This is a genomic window from Citrobacter sp. U14242, from assembly GCF_046555775.1.
Classification (GTDB): domain Bacteria; phylum Pseudomonadota; class Gammaproteobacteria; order Enterobacterales; family Enterobacteriaceae; genus Citrobacter.
In genome coordinates, this window is record NZ_JBKGLW010000010.1 from 211,931 (window position 1) to 233,894 (window position 21,964).

Annotated in this window: 14 protein-coding genes; all 14 read right to left on the bottom strand. The window is 53.1% G+C overall.

The window, feature by feature from the left end:
- Positions 1–12: 12 nt before the first annotated feature.
- Positions 13–1,605, bottom strand: a complete 1,593-nt coding sequence (gene tssA, locus ACLJXE_RS17990) for a type VI secretion system protein TssA (RefSeq protein ID WP_410751584.1) — start codon at positions 1,603–1,605, stop codon at positions 13–15.
- Positions 1,605–4,886: an ImcF-related family protein gene (locus ACLJXE_RS17995; protein ID WP_410751585.1), complete on the bottom strand. Its 3,282-nt coding sequence runs from the start codon at positions 4,884–4,886 to the stop codon at positions 1,605–1,607. The genes tssA and ACLJXE_RS17995 overlap by 1 nt, the downstream gene beginning before the upstream one ends.
- A gap of 148 nt (positions 4,887–5,034) precedes the next feature.
- Positions 5,035–6,210: a hypothetical protein gene (locus ACLJXE_RS18000; protein ID WP_410751586.1), complete on the bottom strand. Its 1,176-nt coding sequence runs from the start codon at positions 6,208–6,210 to the stop codon at positions 5,035–5,037.
- A gap of 55 nt (positions 6,211–6,265) precedes the next feature.
- Positions 6,266–7,171 (bottom strand): hypothetical protein, encoded by a 906-nt coding sequence (locus ACLJXE_RS18005; RefSeq protein ID WP_410751587.1) that lies wholly within the window; start codon positions 7,169–7,171, stop codon positions 6,266–6,268.
- 110 nt (positions 7,172–7,281) lie between these two features.
- Positions 7,282–8,292 carry a putative type VI secretion system effector gene (locus tag ACLJXE_RS18010; RefSeq protein WP_410751588.1) on the bottom strand — a complete coding sequence of 337 codons (1,011 nt, stop codon included), beginning with the start codon at positions 8,290–8,292 and terminating at the stop codon, positions 7,282–7,284.
- 68 nt (positions 8,293–8,360) lie between these two features.
- Positions 8,361–9,320, bottom strand: coding sequence for a putative type VI secretion system effector (locus tag ACLJXE_RS18015; RefSeq protein WP_410751589.1), 960 nt, complete (start codon positions 9,318–9,320; stop codon positions 8,361–8,363).
- On the bottom strand, positions 9,317–12,079 hold the full coding sequence (locus ACLJXE_RS18020; protein ID WP_410751590.1) for a T6SS effector BTH_I2691 family protein: 2,763 nt from the start codon (positions 12,077–12,079) through the stop codon (positions 9,317–9,319). The genes ACLJXE_RS18015 and ACLJXE_RS18020 overlap by 4 nt, the downstream gene beginning before the upstream one ends.
- A 46-nt stretch (positions 12,080–12,125) precedes the next feature.
- Complete coding sequence (locus tag ACLJXE_RS18025; RefSeq protein ID WP_410751591.1) at positions 12,126–12,392, bottom strand: PAAR domain-containing protein; 267 nt, start codon at positions 12,390–12,392, stop codon at positions 12,126–12,128.
- 17 nt (positions 12,393–12,409) lie between these two features.
- Positions 12,410–14,782 carry a type VI secretion system Vgr family protein gene (locus tag ACLJXE_RS18030; RefSeq protein ID WP_410751592.1) on the bottom strand — a complete coding sequence of 791 codons (2,373 nt, stop codon included), beginning with the start codon at positions 14,780–14,782 and terminating at the stop codon, positions 12,410–12,412.
- Positions 14,779–17,433, bottom strand: a complete 2,655-nt coding sequence (tssH, locus tag ACLJXE_RS18035; RefSeq protein ID WP_410751593.1) for a type VI secretion system ATPase TssH — start codon at positions 17,431–17,433, stop codon at positions 14,779–14,781. The genes ACLJXE_RS18030 and tssH overlap by 4 nt, the downstream gene beginning before the upstream one ends.
- A gap of 299 nt (positions 17,434–17,732) precedes the next feature.
- On the bottom strand, positions 17,733–18,224 hold the full coding sequence (gene hcp, locus ACLJXE_RS18040; protein ID WP_410751594.1) for a type VI secretion system effector Hcp: 492 nt from the start codon (positions 18,222–18,224) through the stop codon (positions 17,733–17,735).
- A gap of 13 nt (positions 18,225–18,237) precedes the next feature.
- A complete protein-coding gene (locus ACLJXE_RS18045; protein WP_410751595.1) occupies positions 18,238–19,941 on the bottom strand; it encodes an OmpA family protein in 1,704 nt (567 codons plus the stop codon).
- Positions 19,938–20,627 (bottom strand): type VI secretion system protein TssL, short form, encoded by a 690-nt coding sequence (gene tssL / locus ACLJXE_RS18050; RefSeq protein ID WP_410751596.1) that lies wholly within the window; start codon positions 20,625–20,627, stop codon positions 19,938–19,940. Before tssL ends, ACLJXE_RS18045 begins: the two co-directional genes overlap by 4 nt.
- Positions 20,624–21,964, bottom strand: coding sequence for a type VI secretion system baseplate subunit TssK (gene tssK, locus ACLJXE_RS18055; RefSeq protein WP_410751597.1), 1,341 nt, complete (start codon positions 21,962–21,964; stop codon positions 20,624–20,626). Before tssK ends, tssL begins: the two co-directional genes overlap by 4 nt.

Sequence of the window (21,964 nt, forward strand, 5' to 3'; positions counted from 1 at the left end):
TTTATTGAATCATCAGGCGCAGAGAACGACTGCACGGGCGGGATCTAAAGCAACCAGTCCGGAAAGCAGCGACTCCATTTCGACCTGCAGGCGCGTTTTATCTACGTCACTGCGACCGGCTTTAGCGCGCAGCAGCTTGAGTCTGCGGGCTTTGACTTCAAACATCAGTTCCGGCGTCCACTGTTCGAGGGTCAGTTGTTTGGCATCGCTATCAAGTTCGCGCAGCAAATGCAGCGCCATTTCGTTTTTACCGTACTGTTCGCTTACCCGAGCCATCAGCAGACGCATCAGCCACCGATCCCGGGGAGAGGTGTATCCCGGCTGGACATAAAGCCAGTTAAGCGCAGCTTCAATGCCTTCGCCGTCCGCTTTCGCCAGCACTTCAGACTCCAGCGTCAGTACATCATCACTGCCAGCAGGTACGGCTGATACCGGCTTATCTTTCCATCCTGACATGTCATCAAGCACGCTTTCGTTTATCCAGTTCATGGTGACTTCATCAGCGAAAGGTGTGCCGTCACTGAAAGCGAGCGCTTCCAGACCCGGCAGACGCGCCAGCAAACCTTGAAGGTCACGGCAGAGAATATCGGCACGCACGCTGTCATTATCCAGTTTCACCAGCGCCTGCCAGGCATACCACTGCACATCCAGCCACAGATGATTGACGCCCTGAGCCAGCAACGTGTCCGTATGTTCCAGCAATTCAGACCAGCTTTTCTGCAGATAGAGGCGTTTGAGGTGCGCCTTGTTATCGGGTTTAGGCGGGACCAGACGAGTACGCCCGGAGGCATCCAGCGGCGGAAGTTCCGTTAGCGTATCCCAGCGAACGCTTTTCAGCAGATGATGTCCGGCCAGCCAGCCTCCCGGCAGGGAGCGCAGGTATTTCGCCAGCACCTTAGCCTGATCGAGTAAATCACGTCCTGACGTGACAGCACTCATCACTGGCGCTGAAGAGTCTGACACCGTTATTGCGCCCTCTTCCCGGCTGGTCTGTGGCACCAGACTGTTGGCACCGCCGTTCTGTACCAGGCGATTATCCAGAGCCTGGTACAACCCCCCTAGCTCCGGGCGGGCATCATCATCAAACTGTTGAAAAGACTGCTCTGCCAGAAGCAGCCCGCCTGTAATGCGCTGCATAACAGACATATCCACTTCCGGGTACAAAGACAGGCTGTCAGTCACGCGACTGCTGCCAAGCCACTCCAGGGCCGTTTTACGGCTCCTTTCACGACGCGGATGCAGCCGGGAACCGAACCGCTCAAGCATTGCCGCCAGAAGTTCAATCCCCTGTGCAAAACCGGATTCACCGTCCTGATGCAGGCGCGCCCAGACATAGAAGGTGATAACGCGCAGATCTTTGCAGGTGCCGGTCAGCAACTTTTCCGTCAGCTCGCAAATCAGTCCGGTATCAATACCGGAAAGTTTGTTGACCTCTTCGCGAATGCGCTGAAAATCGTCGTCATAGCCCGGATCTTCGCCGGTTGGCTCATTGTCGCTAATCGGCTCCAGCCAGCGTGCCCACTGAGCGCTGTGTGACCGCGCACTTGTCAGCAAAGTCTTCTCATCAGCGCCGCAGGCGTGAAGTACGCTTTGTAATGTCGCCATTATTCCATTCCATCCATGTCACTGTTTCCGGTGTTGGTCATCAGCGCCTGAGCGGTGGCCGCGCTGTCGACACTGAATATCTGCTCCGGCAGCGTGAAACCACGCAAATTCAGCAGCGCCAGCGGACCTTTCCCGAGTTGTGAGCGCAGCACCCACTGCAGCGTTTTTCCGTCCGGCGCAGTAAAGCTCAGCATCCACTGGCTGCGATCAAGCTGCGCACGCTTACCCTGCTCCAGCCAGCGAATGAAACCCCAGGTGCCGCTGTAATCCCCGAACAGCCGCGCACCCGCGCTGGACGACGTCCAGGTCAGCATCGTTCCCGGTTTCCAGGTTTCGCCCGGCCAGCGGAACGACTGCCAGTCGGCCATCTGGTTAAAGTAATGCAGCTTCTGCCCGTCAATCGTTAACTGGGTTTCCACCACCTGCGGTGCCGGGCGGGCCTGTAGCTCAAAACTTATCCCCTGGCTGCCGTCAGTAAACAGAATGTCCGACAGCTGACTCAGCTGGTTTACCGCCCGCAGGAACGCCGGGTTAAATATCAGCCCCTGACTGTGTGCCTTGTCCGGCACCCACTGACTCCCCTCTTTGTGCAGGACGCCATTAAGCTCGGTGGCGAGGAACCGGTCGATGCGACCGCTGTCTTTACGGATAAACTCGGCCAGCATCGGCAGGGAGGCGTCACTCCTGCTCGCCGCAAACGGGAAGCGCCCCTCAAAGGCCGTGTGCCAGTTTGCCACCACCGAGCGGCTCCAGCGGTCATTCAGACTGGCGGCTGACGGTTGCAACACCGTCTCCCAGGCCTGAGTCAGCGGCTGTACAAACATCGTGTTGCCGAAACCACTCCACTCTTCCCCGAGGCTTGCCGCCACCAGGCTGCCGTACTGTTGCGTGTCGGTCAGATCCACGCTTTTGCCCTGGAAAACCGTCTGCGCCAGCGTCTGCATCATCTCCTGCGGGTCGGAGGCACTCGCTACCTGCTGCAGACGCAGACGCACGCGGGTGATACGGGTGAGGTACGTCTGCAGGCTCAGCGTGTTGTCAGCAGACATCACATTGCTGGCGTTATTTTTTCCCACCAGTGTCAGTAAAGGTCCGAAGGTGTCATCCAGCGGTCCCTGCGGGCCTGTGGCCGACTGGTCAATAGCAGGTTTGTCTTTCCCGCCTACCAGATCTTTAGCCGACTTAATGATGGAGTCAGAAAGGCCTTCCGTCTGTTGCCCGGCCTGCCCCTGCCAGGCAATGGTGTTCATCAGGGCAATCAGCGGCGACTGACGCACATCGCTCATCAGCGTCAGCTGGTCGGTCACATCGGCGATGTTGTGCGCCGGGTTAAGTCGCAGGCTGTTGAGGAAGTTAAGCCAGCTGCCGGCAAAATCAATGAAGTAGCGCCGGGTCAGACGCGCTTTCAGCGCGTCCGGTGACAGATCCGCAGACACGGCCTTGTGGTTGTCACTCAGCACCCAGTCTATTTCATCCCGGCGAGTGTTGGCCGCTTTCTCAATGGCCTGCTCAATACCGCCTTCCCAGGCCTGACGGGTGAACATCCCCGGGACCACCTCATCGGTGGTAAACAGACGTCGGGCATCAGTACCACTGGTCATGTCTTCCAGAGAGACATCCGCAAAGTTACGCCGTACCGATTTGAGCATATTTTCATACAGCGTCCCTTCCGCATTACGTCGGCCAATCTGCTGCAACAGTACCTGACGGCTCTGGCTGACCAGAGAGGCATCCGGCGTGATTTTCCACTGTGGCTGATTGGGCAGTTCGGAGATGTAGAACGCCCACAGGTCTGGCGACAGGCTCTGCCACAGGCCCGTTGAAATGCCCCTGTGCGTCGGCTGCACGGTTTTCATAGTCTGCGCGTAAAACTCGCCGTCGGCTTTATCAGGACGGGTCATCATCAGCCAGGCTTTAAGCTGGTCATAGCCCGGTTTCGCCAGCTGCGCACGCTGGTCGCTGTTGGGGACGGAATTTGCCAGTACGCTAAGTTTCTGCGTGAGCGCATCATTTGCCGGGTCGCGAATCAGGCGATTGTTCGCGACGCCATACCACGGGAGCATGGCGCTAAGTAGTAGCTGATTATGATCAAGACCAAAGCGCTGATACCAGGGCGTGCCATTCCGGATGTGGTGTTGCAGCCGACCCGCGTCGTTACGCAGTTCATGCAATGCCGTCAGCTGAGTATCAGAAACGGACGGATGTTCCACCAGGTTGCGGGCTTTTCCCGCTACAGATGAAATCTGCCCATAGTTCATGGCAAAAGAGAGTATCAGCCCCGCCATCCAGACACCGATAATGGTCATCAGCGTCCAGGCGAGCGTCTGCTCCCGGGGCAGCCCGACACGGCGGCCACGCACGCGGGTACAGTCGTCAACGACGCCATCCCAGGTCACCGGCAGGGTCAGGGCATGACGCCGCGAATCTGGGATATTATTCTCAGCATCCGCGTAAGCAACGGCGTTTTCAGGCGACTGACTTCCCGTCAGGCTGAACATCAGGCCACGCAGCGGAATACGTTGCCGGGAGGCTGACAACCATGGCGTCAACTGCTGAACCCAGCGGCTGATACCGCCCTCTTTCAGGTGCTGACCCAGGCGTAACAGAAAGTCGTGACGGTTATTCTCCATGACCTGACTGACACCCTGCGCCCGCAATTCCGGCAGCATCAGCTCAAGCTGACGGGTAATATCCTCTTCTCTGGCACGCAGCGGGAAGCCTGCCCCGACAGCCTGCTCAGGGCACTTCGTCTGCGACCAGTCGCTGTCGCACAGTTTCCACAGCCAGACCGGGGCGGAATAGCGCAGCAGTTCACTGATTTTCTCCAGCCCGCGCAGGTCGCTGTCGCTGATTTGCGGCGTGAGCGTTTGCCCTTCAGCAATGACCCGGACAATCCCGTCCAGTGGGCGACCACGGCGCAGTTTACGCAGCGCGGCGTATTTTTCCTTATCGGGCTCAGCAGTCAGGCTGCCGCCGTAAAACAGAACGGTACGGTTGCCTTCAAGCCACTGCTGGCTTTGCAGGCCGGGGAGCAGTTGATCGATAGCGGTTTCGTCGCCAGTGATTAAGAGGAGGCGAACTTTGCGGCGCCAGAAAAGGCCGTAGCGGCGGCGGAGGTGAGCTGTTACTGGATTCTTTTTGCTGGACTTTTTATATTTACTGCTAGAATTAGCTGCGCTGGACTCTTCCCATCTACCAGTATGAAAGTGAAAGCGTGGCTCTCTTCGATAGAACCACACACCGAAATTCATCAACAGAAGGAACGCGGAGAATAAAAACATGCCTAAGAACCAAAGGCTCACTTTTTCTTTAGGCGATGCCCAACCCAAAATATCCCCATAATAGTAGCATCCTATAAAAGTCAGCACACCAAAGATAACGAGACAGGAGATAAGGCCAATAACGCGCCATTTTGCTGAGGTGCTCAATTTAATGTTCTCCTCTATCATCAGACGTGTTAATGACATTAAAAACATAATCTTCGCCAACACTGGCGACCATCAAAACCGACTCATTGTTTTTTTCAGATATGAAAAGGGCTAGCGCAAGCACTAACCAAAAATGAGGGTCTCCTAAGTTACCCAGCATTAAATTTAAATGTTGCGCCTCATATTCCCATTCAATATTCATAGATAAAGATGAGGTTTTTAATACATTTGAAACATCTAAAGCATCATCTGCACTCATATTACTAAAAAGTACTATTGACGAACCGAGCACATTTGGCTGGTAATTCATCATATGTATAAATTCTTTTTTAGTTAAACCTTTGCTGCATGCCATCGTTCGCAAAACCATCCTATTATTTTCGTTTTCCGTTAGTTTACTTTGATGAGTCACTAACAGAATTGAAGCGAACTCAGTTGAGTCAGAACAGTATTTTTCAACACCTTCAATGTTTGCAGATATTATTATTGCTACACGATTAGATTCAATATTAGATAACGTGTCAAACTTTTGCTCTAATGTATCATCCCAATCGTAGTAATTACCTAAGCAATCACCAGCAAAACCAATTGCAGCCCAACATTCTTTAAAGGTCGAGAAAGTAGCATAACTACTACCATAGGTGAATATAACATCGAACACACATGACTTTTTCAGGATTATTAGTTTTGACCTAACCGACGACAACAATTCATAAATCAATTGCTCTTCAGTATACGCCTCTCCATTATGGCCACGTAGTTTTAATTGCTGCTCTTTATATATTTCAACAAAATTAGACGATGCTATATCTGTTTTTGATATTAGATCAGGGAGAAACAAATTATAAGTGGACACATGAAATTTTTGGCTAGCCCATGCCGTCCAGTCTTTTCTGACTGACGCTACTTCGAGCTCCCTTGCTTCAAATACCGACAAACACACACCATAGTAATAGATTCTAACGGAAAGAATAATAGAATAAGCAAACAGCCATAAAAAAAACAACAAAGTAAATAATCTTAAAAATTTACTCTCTTCAGTAGGAGCAATAACTTTAGCCACGCCCCAACTCACCACAATAAACAACAAAATGCATAAGAAAGAAAAAAACCACTTCCTCCATTTTATTTCAGGGACCTTATCATCTGGAGGAATTATTTGCACCGGCCAACTCATATAGTTCTCCATCATTGTTTATGGCATATTTTCTTCAAACCAAGAAATCAACCCCTTAACATGTCTGACTGTCAATTCCGGATTTAATTTCCGAGTATGATTGAAGGGTTTTATTGTGATGGGGAAATATGTACTTATCAAACACACCATCCTGATAAAATAGTCGTTGCGCGCTCAGCACATCAAGTCCAAACTCAATAACATCATTATCGGATGGAGAGAAAGAGGAATAAAAATAGTTCAGTGCAGGGTGCAATAATTTCACCACCTCGCACTCACTGAGTTTATCAACAACGTTCATTTTTCGATATACGCGCAAAATTTTATTAACAACCAGCACCCGACTCATTTCTGATACGTTTAACTCTGTTAATCCGAGTGAGTAGTTTAATTTTTTTTTACATTCTCCATCGCCATTCACTACCTGAGCATTACCATCCCCATCAATATAGGACCATACATTAATATTGCTTAACAGCTGTTGCTTTTGCCAGCTATCCAATAGTGGCATCAATGGACCAAATACTGAAGGATCGAAATAGCGAAGTAATATATCACCAACTGTTCGAATCGACTGTACGGCGGACAAAGCGATCTGTTCAGCAAGCTGCTCCCCTGTTAATTCCGACGAGATCCACGCACAGACGCTACGTCCTTCTCCTGAATCAAGCTTCTCGCTTTTCAGCTCATTTAGCGAATGACAAATACTACTATTAAATAATTCACTGTCTCTTTCACTCATCGAATTTAGAGGAAATAGGAAGATTGGTAAAGCCCCCTGAAGCTCTCTCTGATGGAATATAACAGGATAAGATTTATAGTCTTTAATGATATCGTGCAAAAAAGCATCTGACTGATACTGCTCTAAAGAAGCATCTATCAAGAGAAAGCATCGTCTGTTTTTTCCAAAAGCAGCATTGGTGATTATTTCTTTTATATCGCAAAAGTGCTTACTATCCATAATTACCCCCACAAGATATATCTTATAAATACCTACTATGGTTTATCGACACCTATAACTCAGAAAGAAAATATTACTTCATTTATGTTTTTCAGGCATATAAAATGCCATCAGTAGTAAAACCAATTCTCCCCTGAATAAATAAACTTCCCACTGGGGCAGGCTGGTTTATTCTTATCGACAGGATCATACCACTTACCTTTTTTTATCAATTGATTCTCTCGCTCTTTTGTTATTTTATTGAGATTAACTGTCGCGAAATTTTTCATTCCCAGCCGATGGAATATTTCCTCTGTCAGTTTGCATCGGGTGGGCGCACAAGCTTTATAGGCAAAAAAGGCGATTAACGCTGATATACACAATGACATGGCTAGCATCATGTATATTGGCCCATGATATTCCGACCAATAAGCAGATATCTCACCGTCATTAAAATAAACTTGTAAAACGAGCATAAACATAAACATAAACATAAACATAAACATAAACATAAACATAAACATAAACATAAACATAAACATAAACAATAATATCGCCGTAAGAATAAACATATTTTTTATTCGCCACAGCATATGTGCAATATGTCCCATATCGCATTTCGGGCAAATTGAAACTATTCGCTCTTCAGGAAGGGCAATGGCATATACTTCATAATGGTCATGCTGCCACTCTGCAATCATGTCCACATTGTCTCCAGCCTTAAGACGGGTTGTTCCCACCCAGCCCCGAAAGGGTTTGCCGTTAATTGTGCCTTGAACATATTCAGCCGTGTCATTTGATGATTCGCTCTCGGCCATAATTACCGCCCCAACGCCAGGACTCCCTGCTGCAATAGCAATTGCTGCGGCTACACCACGCTGACCATCGGATGTATCCGGCAGACTGCTGGTCCGGTACGCCTTGACGTCAAAATATTCCTGAAAACATTCGCTACTGAAGGACTCCAGGCGGCCACTAATCTTTTCCAGGGGACCATATGGCGGTAATACCGGCGGTGGCGGTAGTGCCCGTGTCCACGGTCTGCCGTTCATCAGTTCGATTTCTTGCTTAGTCCGTAAATCGGCTAATTTTTCAGGCTTGATAAACCGAGAACATACCTGCTTCTGTTCAACTGGACTCATGAAATATCCTTTATTGCCACTTCCGGATTTTTATTCTGGTCAGCCAGAGAACGGTTTAAAAGTGATGTTTAGTAATAGAACCAATATTCTGCTGAATAAAGAACCGTTCCACTCGGGCATGCAGGCCTATTCTTATCACCAGGGTCATGCCACTTACCTTTATCTTTCAACTGCTGCTCTCGTTCTTTTGTTATTTTATTGAGATTAACTGTTGCGGAATTTTTTATACCCAGCAGATTAAATATCCCCTCCGCTAATTTACAGCGCGTTGATGCACAAGCTTTATATGCCAAAACAGCAATCACTGCTGATATTGCCGTAGATACACATAATGCTATTAAAAGAAAAACAGAAAAACGTTGAATAAATGACTCACCTTCATAATTCTCTTCAGTAAAACATATATATATGCATACACTTACAAACATAAGCATCAGAATCACAATTAAAACAAACATATTCTTAATTCGCCACTGCATATGTGCAATATGCCCCATATCGCATTTCGGGCAAATTGAAACTATTCGCTCTTCAGGAAGGGCAATGGCATATACTTCATAATGGTCATACTGCCACTCTGCAATCATGTCCACATTGTCTCCAGCCTTAAGACGGGTTGTTCCCACCCAGCCCCGAAAGGGTTTGCCGTTAATTGTGCCTTGAACATATTCAGCCGTGTCATTTGATGATTCGCTCTCGGCCATAATTACCGCCCCAACGCCAGGACTCCCTGCTGCAATAGCAATTGCTGCGGCTGCACCACGCTGACCATCGGATGTATCCGGCAGACTGCTGGTCCGGTACGCCTTGACGTCAAAATATTCCCGAAAACATTCGCTACTGAAGAACTCCAGGCGGCCACTAATTTTTTCCAGGGGACCATATGGCGGTAATACCGGCGGTGGCGGTAGTGCCCGTGTCCACGGTCTGCCATTCATCACCTCTATTTCTTGCTTAGTCCGTAAATCGGCTAATTTTTCAGGCTTGATAAACCGAGAACATGCCTGCTTCTGTTCAACTGGACTCATGAAATATCCTTTATTGCCGCTTCCAGGGCTTTATCCTGCTCCACCATAGTACGGTTTAACGGAGTTGTACCAAATACTGATTTTTTACACCACAACTGAAGTTCATCATCCGATATCCAAGTCGCGATCACCTGAAGTAGCGTTATCGCCACCATTGCTTCCCAGGTCATCAGCACCGCAAGTACCCGGATACCTAAAAACTCTGCGGCCAGAAAACCAGTGATTTTTCCCGCAGCCCTTTGCGCAAGTGGCTTATCGATAAGCTCCAACAGCAGGCCGATGGATTTTGTGACTGCTAATCCATCAACCGCAGTTTTAATAATAAGCACAACTGAAAGTGAAAAACGATTGTTTTTCAGCTCACCATAAGCACTGGCTCCATCCGCATAAACCGAAAACAGCGAAGCCGCCCCACCCGCAGCCGCACCGGCCCCTTTAATCCATGCCACTGTCAGTGGCCGGGCTTCCAGCCCCTTCTCTATTGCCGGTAAAAACACCGAAGTACCCTGGCTCACCATCGCCAGCCCGCTCGCCATCAGACTTGCCATTGGTTTCTTGTCATCACTTACCTGGCCGCACAGGTAGATAAAATCCACCGCATTCAGCACCAGCAGCAGGCTGTTTATCTTCACCAGACGGTACTCACCCTGGCCTTTCTCTGTCGCAAAGTGCTCTTCCAGCTTGCTGCTCAGCGTCTGTTTTATGGTCGTCACTTCGCTCTGGCTTGCCATAAAGCGTTTACTGCTGCGAATGCCTGCCAGCACCGTACTGCGCAGAGCCGGGGCATCATGAAGATATTCATTAACCATGGTCTGGACTTTTTCTGACGGGATACCTGCCCTTACCATAAACACCAGGCGGAACGCGGTGGTCGAAAGCTTCTCTCCCATCTTATCAACCAGCAGAACCCGGCTTACCCGGTCTCCCACTGTCACGATAAACGCGTCTGTTTTGAAGATTTCGGTCTCTAATTTACTGGCATTTTCCTGTAACCCTTTCACGACGTTAGCCAGAGATTTCTGATAATACCCTTCCAGCTTTTTCAGGCTTCCGGCCTGCTGAAACAAGCTCGACGTCACGACAGTGGCCGTCAGCGGCGTCACCTCTTCATCCTTCCGGCCTTTCACCGTCGCCAGAAACGGCTCCAGCTCCGCCATCAGGTCCGGATTGTTTGCCGTCACATGCCGCCACAGCAGATTGGTACGGTTACCTGTGCTGTATTCCCCCCACCACCCGTCAAGCTTTTTGGCTCCTACCGGACAGCTGTTGATGCCGTTCATCGCCATGCCCACGGATGACTGATAAAACATTCCGGCTCTGTCTGCCGTGCAATGAAAATCATCCAGGATAGTCACCAGCAGTGGTGCGCTAAGCCAGTTCACCACGCTGACTATCCGCTTCTGAAAGAGTTCGTTCACTTTGTCGCCCAAGCTTTTATAACAGGTGTCAAAATTTGCCTGCCGGTTAGCGGTCAGCTTTGCCTGATAAGGTTCCCAGCTTCTGGCACGCACATCACTGAAATTCTGGGGGCGTTCAGCTAATTCTTTATCAACCTGAGCCTTTATCGCAGCAACCCGTTTCTGGTGGAGGGCTAGAGGTTCTGGCGAACTCATCAATACACTTTCGGAATACGTTGCAGCTACATTCTGTGCATGCCATGCTCTGACCAGCTTGTCATCAGCCCTGATTTGCGCCAGCACATCGGGCTTATTCTGATAACGTTGTTCCAGAGTATTCAGACGAGCATCAAGATATTTTTCCGACAGCATCGTATTTTCAGGTTGAGCAAATCGCTCCAGTATAGTCTCCCCCTTTAACTGCGCTTTCTCACTCAGTATTGTTTTTAACGCATCAAGGTTGGTTTTGGTCGACAGTTCCAGCTCCCGTTCCTGTAAAAATTGCGCCTGACGTCCCAGTACATCCTGGCTCCAGCCATTAAGTTCATGAACTATCCCCACCGGGTCCCAAAGAGGAAGCAGTAATGGCGTCATCCCTTCACTTCGGTTTTGCATAGCCGTGACCGTAGCGGTTGCCATGCCACTGCGGTTTCGCGCCCATGGATACAGGCTAGATTGCAATTTCACCACGTCATCATTGACCCTCCAGGGATCATCCACCGTCGGGTCCCAGAGTGACGATGCCCGGCTGACATTCGCAACCTTTACATCATCCGGCCCTGGCAACAGACCAAAAACAAAAGGAATCTGATAGTCCAGAACCTGATTCAGGTTTGACTCCGTGACATCGGCCCCTGTTTTAGTACGCAGAGCCCCAGACACAGAAGGCATAACTTTCTGCATTCTCTCACCGCGATCTTTGGGCGTTGAGCGATACCGATCAAGCGTTTCCTGCTCCCACGGATACTGGCTAAATGCAAACCACACATTGCCACATTTATCCGGTGACTCAATGCTCATAAATTCAACGTTTTGCGCGATGTGTTCCCCCGTCGTACAAAGGGGTTCATCTACCGATGCCGGATTAGAGGCAACCTGCTGTAGCCACAACGAACCGTCAGGAGCAACGCTGTAACACTGCCAGTAATTAGTACCTTGTTTCCCTTTTTCATAGAAGACGTAAAGGTAACCCTGACGAAGAGCACGGAGAGTGTACTTTTCATTATTAGCAAGTTTTACCCCAGTGATGCACGGATCATTCGCCCATCCCGGTAAATTGGCAGTAACATTTTCTGGCACAACGGCATACCGCACTGGCAATATCGTTAAGCCCTTCGTTGCGCATAACCCCTGGCATGCCATATTCACGTCCTTTTTTAATTAAGCCTGTAAATAACGCGTTTCTTACTTAACCAGTGAAAAAATTTGAACCCGCGATCACCTTGTGTCCAGAACATCGGCAAAGCACACGATCCTGATCCTGCACCAGAAGCACGCCATTACTGAGGATGCCCACGGCAGTGGCCTGAATAGGGAATGTTCCTTTGCAGACCGAACATGTAGCTTTGTCATTATTTTGCGCTACCTGCTTACCATGACTGAAAAAATTGGCAGTAGCAGACACAATTTTCCCATTGCTGGTTCTGTCACCCAGTAAAGCTAATTTTTTGGTCATAATTTACTCCTCGAATATCAGCTAAGAGCGACCACAGCCCCTTGTTGCTGGGCTGCAGCAATAACGCCAGGTTTACAGCCAGAGGGAAGCTTGAGTGTTGAATTCAACGTGGCAGCAGGCTGCTGTTGAACGGCGATACATTTCAGCGTGATATTTTTACCTGTTCCTACCTCTGCTCCCGCATCACTTAATCGGATAAAAGATCCACCACAAGTCAGAAGGATTTCTTTTTTCGCCGATATAACGACGCTATTATCTGCACTAGCGACGGAAAGCCGTTGTTTAGCAAATAAATTCAGCTCATCTGACTGAGCCTGAATATCTATTTTACCCTCCGAGGCATACATTTTTATCCCCAGTTTATGGGCAAAAAAGCTCAGAATGTCCCCCACTGCCAGAGTGAATTTTTTGGCAACGCTAAAATCTGCATTCTGACCTGCGGTGACTATCATGTTTTCACCTGCAGACAATTGCACACTTGCTGGAGTAACCTGTGCTATTCCCGAAGGGGCTGAAAGAAGCAATGCCTGTTGTTTGAGATCATTGAGCGTTTGGTTCATTAGTGCTGTTTGTTTCTCAAGGTCGGCTAGTTCGGCCTGCGCAGCCTGGGCGGCATGCCGCAGCCCGGAGGTAACCTCTCTGGCGGCGTCAAGCTCTTTGAGCGCCGATTGCATTTCGCGTTGCAGACCCTGGGCCTTCGCCTGCCCGTCGGCGCTGATAAATATCCCTTTCTGCGCCCGTATCGCTCCCCAGCTGTCGGTTCTGAGCTCAAAGCCCTCCCCGCGCTGCTGCTTTTCGCTGTCAACGAGATGACCGAGGTTCAACTGGCTCTTGCCGCCGTACTCAGTCGAGACTTTGATATGCTCTTTGCCACGCTCATCATCGAGGCGGATTTTGTTGTTCGCAGGCGTCCGCAGGACGTTACGTTTGTAGTTGCGGATGGTGACGTGGTCGCCGTGCGCCGAGTCGTGCAGCACGCCTGAAATGTACGGCCTGTCCGGGTTACCGTCCTCAAAGCCAATCGCCACTTCAGTGCCCGCCAGCAGCGGCAGGTGCAGACCGTAGGTGTCCCCGGCATACGGGCGGGACTGACGCACCCACAGGCTCTCGAACCCGGTCTCCCAGTTGTCGCGGTCAAACAGCATGTTGACGCGATAGCGACCGTCTTTGTCGATATGCCCGTAGGTGTCATTTTCGGTGGTACTGGTGACGCGGGCCGGTAATGTCCCGGCCATCACCGGGCGTGTGCCAGGTTCAGGACGGAAGCCAAAATCAGTGCTGTCCGGGACACCACCGAAGCTGACGCCGAAGTCCTCGTCACGTCGCGCATGGCTGTGCATCGCCGTCACCACCACACCCTGACTGAACACCTCTGCCACTTCATACCCGCCGGTGACTTTCAGTACCTGTCCCGGGGAAAGCGTCGGACAACTGGTGACAGCCCGGGTCTGCGTCTGGCCATTCAGGTAGCGCTCATGCCGGATGCGGGCGTAAAACGCCCCGGTCTCCGGGGCCGGATTGCGGTCGTATGTGCTGCCCGGCGTCAGGTAGTTGTCAGCATAGTGATACGCATCACCATAAGTGGTGGTGTCCCCGCGGGTCGCATCGACCTGCGTGTTCATGTCTTCTGTGGCCTGGCGGTAGTTGTAGTCGCGGGTACTGACCTGCTTTTGCACCACGTGGTGATGGCTCTCCATCCCCCACACCGAGTCCACACCTTCTGAATGCTGGCCTGACGGCGGAACCGAGGGCAGCGTCAGGCCCTTCTCGTAACCCTGCTGGCTGTCGTAAAACTCCACCACGTCGATGTTCAGGCGCGTGTCGGTGGTAAAACGAAACCAGATGCCGACTTCACCCAGCAGGCGGGTGATAAAGTGCAGGTCGTCCTCACCGTACTGCATCACCTGCTCGCGGCGCGGGTACTCTCTGGTCAGTGTGAACAGGAAATCCTGGCCGCGCAGGGTGTGGCGTTCGCGCAGGATTTTTTCCACGATTTGCGGGACCGACATATCCTGGTAAATGGCGTTCTGGTGTGAACGGTCGAGCAGTGCCAGGCGCGGCTGGAGCGTCAGCGCGTAATGGGTTTCATCCTTTGAGGTACTGAGACGTTCAAAACCCGTGACCACGCCCTGAATCACCCGCACCGGCTGCTGTATTTTAATGCCGTAGCCCTGGTCAACCGGGGCCTGCAGCGTCAGCGAGCCGGCCTTCATCAGCATTGTCTCTTTGCTGATGGCATGGTCTGCACTGGTGAATTCAATACGGTAGCGGAACGGTGTGCTCAGGGCTTCATCGCCCTCGAAGGCCAGCACATCGGGTTCTGACTGACAGCCTTTCACCGAAAGCCTGTGATGGTTATGGCTGAATCTTATCGGGAGACCGGTGCTCATGCGCTCACTCCTTGTGTGCGGTCAAACTCCAGCCCAATCCCCTCTTCTTCACTCCAGGTAAGGCGTAATGACTGCGGTTTTTGTTTTGCGGCCATGTGGGTCAGCAACTGCTGGCTCAGCACTGGTAAAATTTGCTGGTTAAGCAGGCTGTCGACATTACGTGCCCCAGTATCCGGCAACAGGCAGGCGGCGGTCAACGCATCGTACAGGCTCTCGTCGATATGCGTGATCAGGCCATAGTGGCGCTTCAGACGCTGACTGACCTGGCTGAGTTTCATCCCGACAATGGTGCGCATCGCACTCTCACTCAGCGGTCGGTAAATCACTGTCTGGAAACGGGCCAGCAAGGCAGGCTGGAAGTGGTCGCGCAGGATCGGACGCAGCAGTTCCTGTACATCGCTTTCAGTCGCCCCCGGTTGTTCATCCAGCAACTGCATCAGAGGGTCACTGCCAAGGTTCGACGTCATCAGAATGACCGTGTTGCGGAAGTCGATTTCACGCCCTTCGCCGTCGCGCATAAAACCGCGGTCGAAAACCTGATAGAACAGGTTCATCACATCACGGTGCGCTTTTTCCACTTCATCGAGCAACACCACGCTGTAAGGACGCTTACGCACCGCTTCGGTCAGAATGCCGCCCTGCCCGTAGCCGACGTACCCCGGAGGCGAACCCTTCAACTGGGAAACGGTATGCGGCTCCTGGTATTCCGACAGGTTGAGGGTAATAAGAGACTTTTCGCCGCCGTACAGCACATCTGCGAGCGCCAGCGCAGTCTCGGTTTTGCCGACGCCGCTCGGGCCGACCAGCAGGAATACGCCCTGCGGGCCGTTCTCTGACGTCAGGCCGGTTTTGGCCGCACGCAGACGCTGAGCGATGGCCGTGAGGGAAACATCCTGACCGACAACACGGCGACCGATTTCATTTTCCAGGGTCAGCAGTTCAGTCTGCTCGTCTTTCATCAGGGAAGACAATGGCACGCCCGTCCAGTCCGCAATCACGTTGGCGACCGTGCGGGTGTCGACATCCACCTGAACCAGCACGTCACCCTGCTGCGCCTGCGCCAGTTGCTGTTGCAGGTCGGAAATTTCAGCCTGCTTGCTGATATCCTGGCGGCTGGCCATCAGCTGCTGTGCCAGCGCCTTTTCGTTGTTGAAACGGCCTTCCTGCTCCTGAATTCGGTTTTCCAGATCAGTACGCTGCTGCTCTATGACACTCAGACGATCGCCATGCCGGTTACAACCGGCTGCAATATCCTCCAGCAGCGCCTGTTCTTCAAATTCCAGTGCGGTCAGCTGTGCTTTCAGTCGCACAATGGCTTCAGGGACAGTATCAAGACTCATGCGCACGCGAGCGGCTGCCGTGTCCAGCAGGTCAACCGCTTTGTCCGGCAGCTGACGACCTGTCAGGTAGCGGCGCGACAGCGTGACGGCAGCGCGGACCGCGTCGTCGGTAATGTGCACGTTATGGTGTTCGGCGTAGCGAGATTTCAGACCGCGCAGCATCAGGCACGCGGTGTCGTCGTCCGGCTCGTCGACTTTCACCATCTGGAAGCGACGTTCCAGCGCCGCATCGCGCTCAAAGTACTGCTTGTATTCGCTCCAGGTGGTGGCGGCAATGGTGCGCAGCTCGCCACGCGCGAGGGCGGGTTTCAGCAGGTTGGCGGCATCTGCGCCACCGGCCTGATTACCGGCCCCGATAATGGTGTGCGCTTCGTCAATAAACAGCAGAATGGGCACCGGTGACTGCTGTACGGCATCGATGACGTTTTTAAGACGCTGTTCAAATTCACCCTTCACGCCCGCCCCTGCCTGCAACAGACCAAGGTCGAGGGTCCGCAGAATAACCGGTTGGAGCGATGTCGGCACATTCCCTTCGGCAATGCGCAGCGCCAGGCCTTCCACCAGTGCGGTTTTACCCACGCCCGGCTCACCGACCAGGATCGGGTTGTTTTTACGACGACGCGAGAGAATATCCACCATCTGGCGAATTTCCGTATCACGGCCAAACACCGGATCGATGTTGCCTTCTTTCGCTTTAGCGGTGACATCGAGGGTGAATTTGTCCAGCGCGTTCTGCAGGGCCGGATTGAGTTCGCCTTCTTTCAGCTCTGCCCCAACCGGGCGACCGACAAATTCCACCTCGCCGCTGTGGCTCTGCGCCAGTTCGGCTTCGAGCTGCACGTCCGGACGTTCGTCTGATTGTGCATCCAGCAGCGGACGCAGACGTTCCATCTGGCTTTGCCCCAGCGTCAGCAGCGGCCACAGGCCATCACAGCGAACCAGTTTGGGTTTATCAACCAGCGCCATCAGCAAATGGATGCTGCGGATGTGTTCTTCCCCGGCCAGTGACGCCAGCAGCCAGGCTTCCTGCAGCAGCGTCTGGATACTTTCAGAAAGTTGCGGGCGGCTGCGTACCGAACGGGGCTGTTTCTCCAGCCAGCCGAGCAAGTCCTGCCATAGCGCATCCATATCCCATTCGTAACGGCGCGCCAGCACGGTGAGGTCGCCTTCGCCCTGCTCCAGCAGCTTCAGCAGCCAGTGCTCCGGCAAAATTTCCGCATGGGCGCGGGTCTGGCAGAGCGAAGCCGCCCCTTCCATCGCACGGGCACAGTAAGGGTTAAGACGTCGCAGCAGGATGGCTGGATTTTCCATGACTCTCTCTCTTTGTCGGTTCCTGGACACGCTACCGCCCCTCGCTGTTTCCCGAAAAGGGGACCAAAGCGCATACGGTCAGGCAGGCATATTGTGGGTTTCTTTACTCAACGCCCGCGCGGGCAGACGTTCAGCAAAGAAAAAGCGGGCAGAATGGGCTGCCCGTCAGGTTGTTACTCTAAATAGTTCGTGCCGTAGCAAGGCGGCAAGCGCGTGCAGCCCCGGGAGCATAGATAACGATGTGACTGGGGTGCATAAGCGCAGCCAACGCCGCTACAGCGCGAAATATGACGAGTAACTTACGCGGTGGCGCGCTCATTCCATGAGTCAGAATGAATGATGTTGCCGTCTTTGTAGGTCCAGGTGATTTTCTCGTAACGCAGCTCAATCGCTTCGAGGTGGTTGTGCTTCTCGTAAGAAGGATCCTTGATGTCGTGCATCACCGGGTTCACTTTCACCACTTTCACGTTTTCAAGTCTGGTGTTGAAGTACTCTACTTCCTGGCCCGCGTCGTTGATCTTGTACCATTTGAATTCCGCAGATTTCAGGGTCTGGCCAGTGGTCACCGCCTTGTACAGGTACGGGCTGGAGGAGTCGATTTCCTTGGTGAACAGGAACGGCGTGTGGATACGGGTGCCGGTCAGCTTGCCCGTATTGTTATCGGTTGGGATGTACAGGTTATGCTCCTGCGCCACCACTTCGATGCTGCCTTCACGCTCCTGAACGTCCACAGACCCTTTGATGTCTGCGCCGCCGTCGTCCTTCAGCCAAAGATAAACTGGAATTGCCATCGGATTTACTCCATTAATGTTGAGAAACGTCATCATCCTGCGATGACGCCTGGGTGTGGCCGGGTATCCGGCAGGCATTCGCCTGCGGTACCAGACTGATTTCGACACGACGGTTAAGCGCGCGGCCTTCCGGCGTGTCATTCGTTGCGACAGGACGGCTCGCGCCATAACCCTGGACCGCAAAACAGCTTTCCGGTACGTCACCGGTGTCACGCATCCAGTCGCGTACCGCTTCAGCACGTTTCTGTGAAAGCGTCTGGTTCAGTTGCGGGTTGCCGGTGTTATCCGTGTGACCAGCGACGACGATCAACCAGCCCGGTTTGGCTTTGATGCCCACCAGGGAGTTAATCAGCATTTTGGTGGAGCCCGCCTTCAGTACAGACTTGCCGGAGTCGAACAACGACATACTGTCGAGGCGCACAATTTTCGGTGCAGGTTTTGGCTTCGGCTGAGGTTTGAGCGGCGGCGGTGGCGGAACGTACGAGCGGATAGCATCCAGCACCGTAAGGTGCAGGCGTTCGCCCTGATATAACCCCAGCCCCATCCGGACCGGTACACCATTGCGTGTCCAGTTATCCAGTTGTGCGGCATCCTCACGCAGAACTGCAACGGCGTCCGCTTTCTGGCCGTAATCATTCATCGGGATGCGGTAATAACGAGCAATATCGAAGCTCACGCGCTGCAGCAATTGACGGTTGTTCCAGCCGCTGCTGAGCAACGCTGTAATGGCGGCCAGGGTGAAGAGCCCGAGCGCACAACGGAAGGCTCGCCCACGCGGCGTCAGGCCTCGCCCTTCCGGCAATAAAGGCAGAACGAAATCCGGAAACGGCGCTATCACCGTACTGTCCGTTCCTACCGGTTGCCAGCCCGCCACGTGCTGCATCGCGGTATGACGGGACAACCACGCGGTCCAGGCCGAAGACGCCAGGCTACCGGCAAGAATAGGTCCCATCCCCCACAGCACTGCCGTGGGCACAATGACCGGAACATCAGGATTCTCATCCATAAAAACGGCTTTGACATGCTGGTGAAACCAGCTCATCAGGCTGTTCATCAGCACTTGCTGTTGCATCGCAGGTACTCCGCCAGTGGTGACCCAGGCGGAAATCGAGCAGGGCGCGGTAGACTCACGCCAGACCCTCACGCCTTCGCCCGGGATCGCCGCCTGCCAGAGCATGTCATTCGTCATCGCACTGCCGACCTGACCATTCAGAACCAGTGGCACAGAATGCCCGGTCTCCTTACGCAACTGGCTTATTTGCCAACGCAGGCTCAGCAGGCGACTGGTCAACGCTTCGCTGTCAGCGTGTTTCTGCGGACAGACACTGACCATCACCGACAGCTGTCGTCCCCAGTCCGGTCGCAGCCAAAGCACCTGGCGGGCCACCTGCTCCAGATCCTGAAAATCCTCTACACGGATCCAGCAGCCCTGCGTGACAGTCAGCACCTGTGACTGCTGCATACATGCCAGCGGCAGATCGCCACAAACCAGTACTACAGGCTGGTGGTATGTGGCGTCCGGGAGGTCTTCCAGGCGCAGCGTAACGTCGTGTTCAGCACGACGACTCGCGATAGTCCAGAGCACGACAATAAGCCCCAGAACAGCCAGTAAAATGAGTACGGAAACCAGCCGGGAAACGGGCAAAAAGCTCAGGCAGACCACCGTACTCAGCAGTGCGGCCCACAACGCAAGTCCACGCTGTTGTGCAGGACTCATTTCACGACTCCCGGCAACAGCGTCTGAAGCATCTGATCGAGCCAGTGATCCAGCCCCCACCACAAGGCCGCAACCACAATCACACTCAGGCCAATACGCACGGGCCACGACGACAGCCAGTCGCCTGTCACTGAGCCGGAACGACTTTCCGCCAGAACAGGATGGTTTTGTGGATAGCTGAAGGGCCTGACATGCTCATTGAGTGCGCCGACGAGTTTCTGACGCTCCGGGTCATTCAGAGAGCGGAAACTGCCGAGGAATCCCAGCATCATTATTCGCTGGAAGCAGGTCAGCACGGCATTGTCCGGAGCCGGTTCACGCAGCACATCGCGCATCCGATCACACAACGTGTCACCGGCATCCATCGTGCCCAAAAAATATCCCTGCAGGGGAATGTCATACCACTGCACACTGGCGTCGTCGTCTACACCACGACCTTTGACGACTTCATCAAGCAGCGCACACTGCGCGGTAAGAATATGCTGGCAACTGGCTTCATCAAGCTCGATCGCTTTCAGCTCACGCTGCACACGCTCAACATCAGCGATACAGCGCTCCCACAGCTTACGCCCTTCCCCGTCCTGGAATTTTGGGCCGTGGCGCAGGCTGATCACCTGCAGCCAGGTGTCCTGTAACAGGGCATCAATATCAATGGACGCGGCGGTGCCGCGTTTAGGCTCACTCATGTTCTCAGTACCGCAAAGAGTTCAAGTTCAGGCTCGCCGAGCATCCCCGGAACGTAAAACATACAGGTGCCGCTCTGGAGCATTTCCGTAGCCAGAGGATGAGAAACATCAAGGCTGAAATACTGGTTTTCCAGGCGCAGCGGAATGGCAGCCGGGACATGGCGCAACGGCATTAGTGGAACACCTACCCGGGACGAGTTAACAATGCTGCGGACATGATCCGGGCTACCCACTTTGCACTGGCGTGGGAACTGCTCCTGCAATTGCGCCACCGGCATCGGTGAGCGCACGGAGAGGTAGTAATCAGCCCCTTCGCGCAGACGTGGGTCATGCAGACGGGCCTGCCAGAAGTGGAGACGTGCGTCATAGTCAAGCTCAAGCGAAACCACCCGCGACGGCAGACTGGCCTCAAGCAGATCGCCCAGTAAGTCAAACAGCGGCGGGAAAACGGTATTCAGTTGCTCATGCTGCCAGACCGGAATGGCGCTCACCTGATGTTCCAGCGAGAACGTCAGCAGGCTACCCGCCAGACGAGTCAGTTCCGGATACAGACGTTCAGGCGGGCTTTGCAGGTTGCGCTGAAACTGTCCCAGCACGGGCTCTGCACTATTCAGGGCATTGAGCAGCCAGAACAGGGACACGTCGGCCACCGCAAAATCAGCCATCCGCTCGTTACTTTCACGACGCATGGCCATCAGGCGGCTCAGACGAGCACGCAGTTGCATCAGCAGTTGTTCCAGTTGCGTCACCAGCCAGCGGCTACCCTGAATGGTCAGCAGCGGAGGAAGAAACGACTCATCAATTTCCCAGGTCCCCTGTGAGTCCTGCTGCAAACGGACGACCGGACAGGTCAGATAATCGCTGTTGTTCTGGTGAGCAAACCTCAGCGTCAGTTCCGGTTGCATAACAGCGATCTGCCGTGTGTCGTCCCCGAAAGTGTTGCGGATATCCCGCCAGCGTTGGCGAAAACGTACCGGGCGTTCAGCCACTTCATCGGGTTTCAGGCAATTGCCGCCGTTCGCCCGCAGCAGCGGGAGTGCCAACACCACCACTACGTTATGCGATTCGCTCTCAAGCGACAGTGTCGGAGGCAGAGCATCAGCATTGTCTGTATCAATCAGCGTTCCGTCTGTGAAACGGATGTGCAGATGACGTGCCTGCAGGCGGCCCAGCTTCAGCGCATCCGGTTCGAAAGAGGCATTAATCATTCCCCAGGGATGAGCCAGGCCCAGGCGGGCGATACATTCCACTGACCAGGCCGCATACGCGGCCTGTTGCTGGAAGTGCTGGGGAGAGACCATCTGGCCCCTGCCCCATAACGGTTGTTCCGTTTTCAT